8 protein-coding genes are annotated in these 12869 nt (G+C 35.4%); all 8 read left to right on the forward strand.

Annotated features, from left to right (window positions below):
- The first annotated feature begins 12 nt into the window (after positions 1-12).
- Positions 13-1260 carry a peptidase T gene (pepT, locus tag LKACC16343_RS01015; RefSeq protein WP_056952624.1) on the forward strand — a complete coding sequence of 416 codons (1248 nt, stop codon included), beginning with the start codon at positions 13-15 and terminating at the stop codon, positions 1258-1260.
- 350 nt (positions 1261-1610) lie between these two features.
- Positions 1611-2678: a ribosome small subunit-dependent GTPase A gene (rsgA, locus tag LKACC16343_RS01020; RefSeq protein WP_056952622.1), complete on the forward strand. Its 1068-nt coding sequence runs from the start codon at positions 1611-1613 to the stop codon at positions 2676-2678.
- Positions 2679-3090: 412 nt separating this feature from the next.
- A complete protein-coding gene (locus LKACC16343_RS01025; protein WP_056952620.1) occupies positions 3091-4362 on the forward strand; it encodes a C39 family peptidase in 1272 nt (423 codons plus the stop codon).
- 12 nt (positions 4363-4374) lie between these two features.
- On the forward strand, positions 4375-5871 hold the full coding sequence (locus tag LKACC16343_RS01030; protein WP_056952618.1) for an NlpC/P60 family protein: 1497 nt from the start codon (positions 4375-4377) through the stop codon (positions 5869-5871).
- A 29-nt stretch (positions 5872-5900) separates the two neighbouring features.
- Positions 5901-8096: a MucBP domain-containing protein gene (locus LKACC16343_RS01035; RefSeq protein WP_056952616.1), complete on the forward strand. Its 2196-nt coding sequence runs from the start codon at positions 5901-5903 to the stop codon at positions 8094-8096.
- A gap of 98 nt (positions 8097-8194) precedes the next feature.
- On the forward strand, positions 8195-8944 hold the full coding sequence (locus LKACC16343_RS01040) for a hypothetical protein (RefSeq protein WP_056952614.1): 750 nt from the start codon (positions 8195-8197) through the stop codon (positions 8942-8944).
- Positions 8945-8981: 37 nt separating this feature from the next.
- Positions 8982-9983, forward strand: coding sequence for a hypothetical protein (locus LKACC16343_RS01045; RefSeq protein ID WP_056952612.1), 1002 nt, complete (start codon positions 8982-8984; stop codon positions 9981-9983).
- Positions 9984-10183: 200 nt separating this feature from the next.
- The gene (locus LKACC16343_RS01050) at positions 10184-12748 is read left to right on the forward strand and encodes a MucBP domain-containing protein (protein WP_056952611.1); all 2565 of its coding nucleotides are present in this window, start codon (positions 10184-10186) and stop codon (positions 12746-12748) included.
- Positions 12749-12869 lie beyond the last annotated feature (121 nt).

Genomic DNA, 12869 nt, shown 5'->3' on the forward strand with positions numbered 1-12869 from the left:
GAGAGTGTAGTAATGGCAATAAAATATGAAAAATTAATTCCTCGTTTCTTAGGATATGTTAAACAAAATACTCGTTCAGATGAAAATTCAACAATGATTCCTTCAACTGAAAGACAAACTGTTTTCTTGAAGAAATTGGCTGCAGAATTGGAAGAAATTGGTCTGAAAGATGTAAAAATTCGTAAGGTTGATTCATATTTGACCGCCGAACTACCATCTAATCTTGATTATAATGTCCCAGTCTTGGGATTGATTTCTCACATTGATACTGCTGATTTTAATTCAGAAGATATCAAACCTAAAATCGTTGAAAATTACGATGGCAAGAGTGTTATTAAGCTTGACGATGCTGGTGAATACACACTAGATCCAAAGGTATTCCCTTCATTAACAAAGTATGCTGGACAAACATTGATCACAACAAGTGGTGATACACTTCTAGGATCTGATGATAAATCAGGTGTTGCTGAAATTATCACGACTATGGAATATTTGATTGCTCATCCAGAAATCAAACATGGTAAGATCAAGATTGGTTTGGGACCTGATGAGGAAATCGGAACTGGTGCTAAGAATTTTGATGTTCCTGACTTTGGTGCTGATTTTGCTTATACAGTTGATGGTGGTCCTGTTGGTCAATTGGAATACGAAACTTTCAGTGCTGCAAGTTTGAAAGTACATATTACCGGTAAAGATGTTCATCCTTCAGAAGCTAAGGGTATTATGATCAATTCGTTGACTGTTGCTCGTGAATTTGAAGACGCTTTGCCTGCTAGTGAAGTACCAGAACAAACTGATGGACGTCAAGGTTTCTTCCACTTACTAGAAGAAAACGGAACTGTTGATCATACTGATATGTCTTATATCATTCGTGATTTTGAACGTGATGGTTTGGAAGCACGTAAGAATAAAGTTACTGAGATTGTTAAGCAATTGAACAATAAGTATGGTGAAGGAACTGTTAAGATTGATATGGGTGATCAATATTACAACATGATCGATGTTATCAAGGATCATATGGATGTCGTTAAGATTGCTGAAAAGGCAATGAAGAACTTAGACATTGAACCTGATGAAGCACCTGTTCGTGGTGGTACTGATGGCTCAACTATTTCCTTTAAAGGTTTACCAACACCTAATTTGTTTGCTGGTGGCGAGAATATGCATGGACGTTTTGAATATGTGGCTGAAGAGTCAATGGAAAAAGCGGTTGATGTTGTTCTTGAAATTATTAAATTAAACAGTGAGAATAAAAAATAGATTCAATTTGGCTCTAGTTGAGGGGAAAACCTTAGCTAGAGCTTTTTTTGAAGTAAGTACTTCATAGTAGTTTTGTTATGTAACCTTAGAACGATTGAATTGACTAAAATGATCAATAATGCTATCTTAGCGGTAATAAAATAACGGAGGAACCGCGTATGCTGTTCATTTAATAGGATTTTCATTAGAACATAGAAAAAATAGGTTTTAAACCTATCTTATTTTGTGTACCCTAATGCCTTGCGAATGGACGAAAGATAACTTTTTCTCTTTTTGTGGTGCAGTGGGTAAACTGCACCCTTTTTTTCGCAAGTTTTAGAGTACCGTCACTTGTGAAGGGAATAAAAAAATTGAATATTATTGAAAAATATGGTTTTACAGATGAAATCAAATCATCAGAGAATAATCTTGGAAAATTAGTTTGGGCACGTGTAACTAGCCAGCATCGAGACTTATATCAAGTCGTAACCAACCAAGGCTTTGTGCAAGCTAAGATCTCGGGAAAAATGAATCATCAAATTATTAATACAACTGAATATCCTGCTGTTGGCGATTGGGTATTAATTTCAGTAGAAGCTAACGCAACAGGAATTATTCGAAAACTTTGGCCACGTAAAAGTATTTTAGCCCGCGAGGCTTCGGGTAATGATAGTAGTGGTCAGGTTATTGCCAGCAATATTGATACAATTTTTATCTGTATGTCGTTGAATACTAATTTTAATCCACGTAGGGTTGAACGCTATTTAACAATGGCTTGGGATAGTGGAGCTACTCCAGTAGTAGTCTTGACTAAATCAGATTTATGCGCTGATATTACTGCCAAATTGCGGGAACTAGAAGATGTTTGCATGGGCGTTGATACAGTCGTTTGTTCGTTTGAAATGAAAACAGGATTGGACAAACTATCGGCTTATATTAAACCCCAAAAAACAGTTGCTTTCATTGGCTCGTCAGGAGTTGGTAAATCATCTTTGATTAATTGGTTTTTAGGAGATTCTGAACTAGAGACCAAGCAAGTCAGGGAAGGTGACGACAAGGGGAGACATACAACTACATCACGACAATTAATACTATTACCAAATGGAGGTATTGTTATTGATACTCCGGGTATGAGAGAATTACAATTATTTGTCGGTAATCTCTCTAAGACTTTTGAGGATATCACAGAGTTAGCAAAAGAGTGTCGTTTTCGTGATTGTAGTCATCAAAATGAACCTGGTTGTGCGGTAAAAGAGGCAGTTAAAGACGGACGTTTGGATGCTGACAGATTGAAGAGTTACCTTAAATTGCAACGTGAAATGTCTTATAGCAAGATGAATTCACGTCAATTGGAAAACGAAAAGATTAATCAAGCATTTGGCAGTAAAAAAGCTATGAAAAAATCACGGAAACATATGCAACAAATTAAACGTCGTTAAAATTTCGAAAGGTAGAACATCAAAATTGATGTTCTACCTTTTTTTTATAAACAATAACGATAGTCCTATTGTAAAATAAAATGTTTTACGAAAACATAACACAAAAAACAAAAAATAAACTTCATTTTCAAATGATCAATTTATGTAACAAAAATGGCAAAAATAAGTAAAAAATAGAATGCCAAGTTAGTTGATGTTCTATTTTTTATGCAAAAATGCAATTAAAAAATTCGAAAATATAATAGCAAATAAGTACAGTGACTCTACATGTTGTTTGTATTTGAAGGGACATGTAAAAAATGACATTCTTATTAATATTGAATTATTCATGTCATATTATGTCGGGGGTATTAATGGGAAAAACGGAAAATTGCTAAGGATTTATTTATAAAACTTATTTTTAGGGGAGAATATGTTGATAAAAAAACAATTGCTATATGCAACTTTGTTTGCTTCTAGTTGCCTTTTTTCAACCACTATCGTTAAGGCTGATGAAGACACCAGTGGTCAACAGCAAGCAATAACAACACAGGCAAGTTCTCAGACAAACACAACAGACAATGTTTCTGAGGACAACAAAAGTTCAGTTTGGATTCAAATTCCTGAGAATTCAAATGAAAAAACTGTTCAGAATAATACAGTTAATCAAAGTGGAGATAAACCTTCTGTAACAACATCCGATAATTCAAATGATGTTCAGACACCGGTTGCATCTCAAAATAGTCAATCTACTCAGGCCGTTCAAGAAGCTCAAGCAACTTATCATGATGAAGCCGTAAATGGTGTATTTACTATTGGTGGTAACGTTGTAAATTTACACGATAATAATGATCAACCAATTACGAATCGCTATTTAGGTCCAAATACTGCATGGCGTGCTGATTATCGTCGTACGTATAAGGACAAAGTCTATTACCGAGTTGCTACTACTGAATATGTAGATTCAACGATGGGAACATACCGTGATTACGCTCAGCCATATGATGGTGTAGCCACAGTTGTCTATAAGAGTGGTGCCAGTGTTCACGATTTCCAAGGTTTTGGTGATAAGGCAGTTTACTTAGGAAGTAATTTACCAACTGGTAGTAGTTGGAAAGTTAATAGTCGCGCTCAATTTGGTGGCAAGGATTGGTACCAAGTTGGAAGTAACACTTGGGTACCACAAGATTACGTTGTCCTTAGTCAAGGCCAATATCAAGATGCTAAATGGATTTCTGGTGTGCCTTTGATTGCTCAAAGACCTGAATTACCAAATGGTTGTGAAATCACTGCTGTAACGATGATGTTGCAATACGCCGGAGCCAAAGTTAATAAGATGCAAATGGCTAAGGAAATGCCTCGTAGCAGTAATCCTAATTATGGTTATATCGGTCAACCTTGGGATGGAACTGGAATTACAATTTTTCCACCAGCCTTGATGAATTTGGTCGAGAAATATACTGGCACGGCCAAAAATTTGACTGGTCAAAATTTCAACGCTATTAAGTATCAAATCAATATCGGTCATCCAGTTGTGACATGGAATACATTATATGGCTTCCCATATCATGCTTTAGTTGTGACAGGCTATGACAAGAATTACGTCTACTACAACGATTGCTGGACGAACCAAACACTCCAAATGGGGATTAATCAATTTATCAATAATTGGAACACGCAAAAAAGACGTGCAATAAGTTATTAAGGGGAAAGAAAAATGAATAAAAAGTTTCAATTTGCTTTTGTTTGCGGTGTAGCCTTGGCTGCAGTTACTTTGTCACAACAAAGTGTTAAAGCTGACACAACAATAGATAATGCTGATCAAACAACTGAACAAGTTGCTAAATCACAAGCTGTTTCACAATCACAAAAGACAGATCAGACTCAAAATCAAGAACAAGTATCTGATGATACTCAAGTTCAAACAGATCAAAATGATCAACAAGTTACTCAAACTGAACAAACAACTAACGATGATGTTCAAGCTCAAAATGTTGCTACTCAACAAACTGCTCAAGATACATCAGCTCAAGCAACAACACAAGCTGATTCTACAGCAAGTAATATCACACCATTAAAAGGAATCGTTGACACAACAGGATTCACACAACTTTACACTCAAGATGGTACTGCTATTTCTAACCGTGTATTAGGTGGAAATACTGCCTGGTTAACTGATCAAAAATTAGTTTACAATGGTCAAACTTTTTACCGTGTTGCTACAAACGAATATGCTAATGCCGACAACGTTGTTTTGACATATGGACACCAAAAGAGTGGTGTCGTTCGTGTTAAATCATGGGGAGCTGCTAGTTATTCTCGTAACGAAGCAGGATTTTACAAGAATGGACAAGCTAATTACGCTGCCAATTCAGTATGGAAATACAATCGTACAGATAGTGCTAACGGTAGAACTTACTACCAAATTGGTAATGATATTTGGTTGAACAGTGATGATTCAGCTGAAGGAGCCGCATATCAAAATCCAAACGGTTGGTTACAAATTCAAAACAGTCAAATCAAACCTAGTGGTGGTTCTGTTGGTTATGACTTATATAACGGTGTTGAAGGTGTCAAAGTTTGGCTAGTTAGAAGATACTTTGGTTACTCAAATGCACACACGATTTATGATGGATCAGTTGCTTCAAGTGTTAGATCCCTTCAATCAAGAAAAGGTCTACCTGTTACAGGTGTCGTCAACTTAGCAACATGGAAAGCCATGGGTTATTCAGAAGCTGATTGGTATGGTATCGATTCTTACGTCGCACCACTTCAAACAAATATTACAAGTACACGTTCACAACACATTGAAGCTATGATTAACCAAGCAAACAAGTATCTTGGTAAGACATGGATTTCTGGTGCCGGAAGTATGCCTGCTTATGGTGTTGACTGTTCAGGATTAGTTACACAAGCACTTTATGCTTCAGGTATTGATTCCGCACCAATTTCAAACATTCAACATGCACAACCAGGTCATGAATGGAACAGTCGTGATTACTGGGCAGATTCAAGAATTCCACATATCAACTTTAATGACCGTCAAAGAGGAGATTTGATTTTCTTCACTGACCCATCAACAGGAATTATCTGGCACGTTGGTATTCTATTGAACCGTGACACAATGATTGAATCATGGCCATACGCCGTTCAAGTACATTCAATTTACGGTAATCGTGGAAATATCGCTGGTGTTAAGAGAGTATTTGCATAATTAAAGTTATATTGAGGGGTTTGTAGAGAATGAATTTTAAAAAACAACGTTTAAATAAAGCGCTTGAGGACAAAATATACCGTGTAAAACTAGTTCATGGTAAAAAAGGTTGGTTGACAGTTGGATTAACTTTTATTACATTGTTAGGCTTTACGGCATTGGGTGGCAAAACAGTTGACGCCTCAGCTAATAATAATGTAGCGGTTGCCAAAGCAGCAAAAGGAAATTTTGTTCAATTATGGAGTGACGTTACATCCAATGGTATTCATAAAACTAATCGTGCTTTAGGTAATGGTACAGCTTGGAAGACCGCTGCCTCTGTTAAGGGTGTTGATGGTGAAACTTATCTATTAGTTGGTGGTAACGAATACGCTAACGTTAAAGATATGGCTCTTCAAAATGAGACATCAGCACAAGGACTACTAGGGGTAGTTCATACAAGAGCAGATAAGGAAATCACTAGACTTTATAACAATCCAACACAAGGTGCTAAATTAATTACTAATCGTGCTTTAGGCAGAGATACATATTGGAAGACCGATAAAAAAGTTGTCGTAAACGGGGAAACTTATTATCGTGTTGCTACAAATGAATGGGTCAAAGCTGAAGACGCTTATTTAACTGGTAACAGCAACAATAGCTCAACTGAGACAAATCAAAATAATAGTGGTTCTACTATCGATAATACCAACCATAATAATGGCGGTACTACTACACCAACAACTCAAAAAGCTACTATTATCGTTCATCATGTGAAAGCTGATGGTACTAAGTTTGGCAATTATGAAACTTTCACCAGAGAGGTTGGTTCAACATTTGATGCCGAATCACGCGATACTACTGGTTGGATGCCTGAAAAGATGACTCAAATTATCACAGTCCATAAAGGTACTAATGAAGTAACATTCGTTTATCACCAAACAAAAGAAGGAAATATTAAGGTTAACTATGTAGATGAGAATGGTAAACCTATTGCTGATGCTGATAACCAATCAGGTTATTACGGGGCTAATGTTCCAGTTGATGCTAAAGATATTGATGGTTACACATTAATTGGTGCTAAGAGTCAAACAGTTAAGGTTAGTGAGAATGGTAATACCGTTATATTTAAATATAAAAAGAATGCCGTTAAACCTAAAACTGCAACCGTTACATTGAACTACTTAGATACTAAGGGTAATGTGATTAGAACAGCTACAACTATGACTACAGAGGTTAATACAACACGTACTTTTACTGCACCTACTATCGACGGTTACAAAATGAATGGTGAAGCTAGTCAATCTATTAAAGTGAATGCAGATAATAACGTTATTAACTTTAAATATGATAAAGAGATTGAACCAGTCCAACAATCAACAATCACAACTAGATATATAGATGCCAATGGTACAGATATAGCTGACCCTCTAGTTAAAAAAACTGATAATGCTAAACCATATATTTCTAAGTCTAAGGATATTGAAGGCTATACAGTAGATGGTGATGATACTCAAACAATAAAATCCGTATCCGGTGATAAAACTTTGGTATTTAAGTATACGAAGAATGCCACTAAGGCTAAAGCTCCATTGAGCATTCAATTGATTAGCGCCGATACAGGTTATGTTGTTGGAAATGGAACTGAGAGAAGCGAAGAAATTGGTAAAAAAGTAACAGTTGACGCACCAAATGTTCTAGGATATGACGTTGTTGGTCCAACTCAACAGACCGTTACTATCAGTGGCAAAGGTGGTATCTATGCTGATACGATAGTTACATTTAAGTACAGAAGAAATGAAACTAAAATGAAGCAAGTAATCTCACAATTGAACGCTGAATTATATAAGATAGAGAATGAATTTAGGGCAGAGCACAATGTTTCACCTCTTGAGTTAAATAGTGATTTACAGGCAGGTGCTGAGGCTCGTGCTGCCCAAATTGTTTACGGAATAGATCAACAAGAGAACTTCATTGGACATAAACAACCAAATGGAACAGATTTCAGTGAAGAACCACACCTAGCTAAGTATGTTTACGAACACAGTGGTGTCGGTGAAAATATTGGAATGAATGGATCAGATGGCAACGATATTTCTCAATGGGCTCGTCACATTTTCAATGCGGAGACAGGTGATGAGGAACATGCTGATAATGCTCTGGATCCAAACTATGTAGCAGGAGGATTTGCAGTCGGAATTTCATCAAATGGAACAGTTTATGGTGTTCAGGATTTCGGTATGTAAGTAGTTTATATAGTGTCGTTGTTTTACTGCAAAAATAAAAACTCTAACAAAAATGTTAGGGCTTTTATTATGTCTAGTATTTTGAAAGGGATTTAATAATGAAAAAAGTATTACAAATTATCGGGGGAATTGCTGTTTTAGCAGTCGTTTTAATTGCTGGAATAGTTATGGGAATGGAACACAACAAACCTTCCGAAAGTAGTTCGGCTAGTGCCGACAAAACTGAACAAACTGTAAAAGTAAAACCTAAGAAAAAGAAAAAAGTTACAAAAACTGCTGTCGATACGAAGAAATCTTCAGACACTAATGATGACAGTAATAGTAACTCCTCAAAGTCGGACAGTTCTGATAAAACATCAGATTCAGATGCAAAGACACAAACTCCAAAGAAATATTTTGATGTGCCATATACTTGTACCTTTAAAGGTGACACCTACACACTTCTATTAAAGAGTAATGGTGAGTATATCTACAATTTGACTAGAGCAAATAATGCTACGGCAGATCCTGGGATTACTTTTGAAAAGGGTACATATGAAGTAAATAGCGAAGGTTATCTCAGATATCCTACACAGACTTCATTTGTTTTTGCTAAATGGCCAACAGTCGGCGATATCATGTCGACGACACCAACAGATGTCAGTTTTACTGGAAAAGGATCTCGCTATCCTCGTGCAGTTCAAACTGGTGCTCGTGCCAATAGTTTCATGATTGTTAATGATGGTGATGTGATTCAGGGTAATGAAGATGGCGTGGACTTAAAACCACAACCAGGATTGGAAGTAAAAGATCCTGAAAAAGTTGGTCCAGAACTCCATCAACAATTTATCGACTCACAGAATCACTAAAAATGAAACATAATTATTTTGGAGGGGTTTAAAGAGAATGCGAAGAGGAGTTATTGTATCAGTTATTTTCTGTACATTGTTATTAGCGGGATGTAGTGTTAACAATCATTCAAAAGCTTCTAATAATGACAATAAAGTAACTAAGGTTAGTAAAAAAGAATCATTAGATGGTCGAGGATTCATGAGCCCTTCAACAGATTCTATAGAAAATGGCATTGCATTTAAGGGTGATAAATTTATTTGGAAATATGGATATCCTGTATCAAATGCAGAAAATAGTGGTATTTTTGCTTTATTAACAGGTAATTATAGAGTTGAAGGCAAAAATATTCTTATGTATAACATTAAAAATACCAATTTTTATCAAGGAACATTAAAACAACTTAGTAAGAATCAATATACATTTTCTTCAAACTCTAATATTGTTCCAAAGAAGTTAAGATTTAAACTTAGTAAAAACAATAAGCTTCATCTAATGACAAAAAGTAAAAATTTTGGAACTATTGACATGCTGGACTATGGCACGGTAAGTGGCACTCCAAACTATAAAAAATGGTCTAAGGACTATGCAGTGGACGATATAGATAATGAAATGCAAAAAGTAACTCCTAAAGAAAACAATCAATCTACTGTTAGCCAAGAAAATCAAGATAAAGATGAAAATACAGACGAAAGCAGTTGGGATGACTCTGAATTTTCTGATAAGACACATATACATAATTTAAAAGATTTTCAAAAATTCATAGAGGGTAGTTACCTACTTAATGGAGATTCAGATACAGTATTTCATTATCGAAAAGGTGAATTCAACTGTACGGTCTATTCAAATGACGAAGACCTAAATGATGATAGTACAGAAGATGTAACTGCACACTATAAAGTTTATTGGCAAGATCCTGATGATACTAGCATAACAAACAAAATTATTGTTGCTGAAAACGGATATGTTTATATGAAAAGTGATACTGATGATTCATCTCCTTACCGTCGTAACGGAAATGCAACAAGTTGGTTATGGTACACCTTTGGCAGGGAGTAGACTTCAATTGACAAATAGACAATCGCTAAAGATTGTTTTAGTTATGGAATAAGTTAATTACTGTTTATGAATAAAGGTTAAAGACAAACTTTATGAGACCAATAACTCTGAAATGATAGATAACGATTAACGTAAGCATTTCGAGATTACGCTAGAAATTAGGAAATAAAAATAGGGAATTAATTAAGGGAGAGAAAAAAATGGATTTTAAAAAGAAACGTTTAAACAAGGCTTTAGAAGACAAAACATACCGTGTAAAACTTGTACACTCAAAGAAGGGCTGGTTAACAATTGGCCTAACTTTTGTTACATTGTTCAGTGCTACTATGTTGAGTCAAAAAACTGTTGATGCTAGTGCCGTTAATAATGTTGCTGTAGCAAACTCAAGTAATAGCACTTTCGTCCAACTTTGGAGCGATGTTACTTCTAATAATATTCATAAAGCTAACCGTGGTTTAGGAAATGGTACATCTTGGAAAACTGCTAAGGCTGTAAAAGGTGTTGATGGCGAAACTTATCTATTGGTTGGTGGCAATGAATACGCTAATGCTAACCAAATGGATTTAGCCGATGAAACATCAAAACAGGATTTGAAAGGTATCGTATTAACTAACACTGAATCTAAACTTTATACAAATCCATTAGCTGCCGGTGGTCTCCAACTTATTACTAACCGTGGCCTAGGCGACAATACAGCTTGGAAGACCGATACTAAAGTGGTTGTTGACGGTCAAACTTATTATCGTGTCGCTACTAACGAATGGATTAAAGCAAGCAATGTTTCTCTAACAAGCGTTTCTTCAAGAAGTGAAAAAACTTATACTAAGAACGCACCTGATGCAGAGGCTACTTCAACTAATAATGAAAATACTAATGCTAATAATGGTAGTAATGGTGGTTCAACTACTACTCCAGCTGATCCAGATAAAGAAGTTACTATTACTATCAACTATTTCAAACGTTCAACCACAACAAATGATCACTACATTCTAAAAACAGAAAAACGTAAAGTTAAATTAAATTCAAATATTACAATTGATGCACCTGTATTCAATGGTTATACGGTTGTACCTGGTGAAGATCATTGGACTTATAAAGTTCAGTTTGATGGCGAAGAGTTTAATGTTCCTTATACAAAAGATAGTGAAAATAATGGTGGTTCAACTACTACTCCAACCAATCCAACTGATTCTAATAAAGAAGTTACTGTTACCATAAATTACATTAAACGTTCAACTACAACAAATGATTCATACGTTTTAAAAACTGAAACACGTAAAGTTAAACTAAATTCAAATATCACAATCGATGCACCTAAATTTGATGGTTACACAGTAGTTCCTAGTGAAGAACATGGCACATATAAAGTTCTACTTGACGGTGAAATTTTTACTGTTCCTTATACTAAGGATGATGCTGATCCAACAGGTGCTCAAAGTAAGTTTGTAAGTATTCATTTACTCGATGAACAAGGTAAAGAATTAGTGGGCAGATGGGATATGGCTCCGCTAGGAAAAGAAAAGACTTTTACAGCACCTACTCTTGATGGATATACTCCAGTTGAAGCAAGCAAAACTATTGTTGCAAAAGCTGAAGGTGATACAGATATAAACTTTACATACAAAAAGAACAGCACTCCTATTGACCCATCAGCAAAAACAGCCAATGTAACTCTTAAATATGTTGACGAAAATGGTAAAGAAATCGCTGACAGTAAGACTGAAAAACAAGAAGTCGGCAAAGAACTTGTTGTTTTGGCTCCAAAAGTAGCCGGCTATACTCTATATTCAAATACAAGTGACAGAATTATTGTTAATGAAGCTGGTAACACAATCACTTTCATTTATAAATCAAGTGAAGACGCAAAAATCAATTTGCCAGCCGATGCCACTGCTAACGTAACTGTTATGTACAAGGATGAAAATGCAATCCGTATTGCTAAGGATAAAGTGACAACTGAAAAAGTAGGTTCAACGGTTACTGCTAAAGCAATTGATATTCCAGGATACAAATTAATCTCTATACCAACAACAGATTTGCTTGTTAATCCAGATGTTGGTAACACAACTACTTTCACTTACCAAAAGGATTCAACTACAACACCAGCAACTAAGTCTGCCAACGTAACTGTTAAATATGTTGACAATCAAGGTAAAGATGTAGCTGACGCTAAAACTTTGAAAGATCAAAAAGTCGATTCAACTATTAGTGAAGATGCTGTTAAAGTTAATGGTTATACAGTTGATCAAGCAACTAAGTCTGTTAAAGTAGCTGCTGATGGTTCATCAGTAATTACATTCACATATACAAAAAATGCTATTGAACAAAGTGTGGATACTTCTGTTGCTGCAAGTAAAATTGTTTCGTTATTAAATGAATATCGTGAATCAAAGGGTCTAAAAGCTCTTACTACAGATATTAATTTATCAAATGGTGCTGTAGCTCGTTCAATTACTGAGCAAGGTCATGTAAATGCTAAGAATAATATTTACGCTGCCAATCATGACGAATTTGCAAATCAAGCACAAGCAGATATTAATAAATATGCTTCATACGATAAGGCGGAAAATCTAGCTGTAACTAATGGTTCGACAGCTGATGAAGTAGCACAAAATGCCATGGAGCAATGGAAGAATTCACCATCACATAATGAATCTATGTTGGATGGTACATATATTGCTGTAGGTGTAGGCGTTCAAAAGTTGAATAATGGTATGTATGTTGCTATTCAAGATTTTGGTGGGGAACTTAATATGTACATGTAAGTTTTCAAATTTAAAATTAATTAAGGGGTTGGATCTTTATGGTTCGATTCCTTTTTGTTTTATTCAAAAGAAAGTCTTTTAAACCTTGATTGCTACATGGTATAAAAATTGTGAAACCTTG

It is taken from the genome of Companilactobacillus bobalius (assembly GCF_002179915.1).
GTDB classification, from domain to species: Bacteria; Bacillota; Bacilli; order Lactobacillales; family Lactobacillaceae; genus Companilactobacillus; species Companilactobacillus bobalius.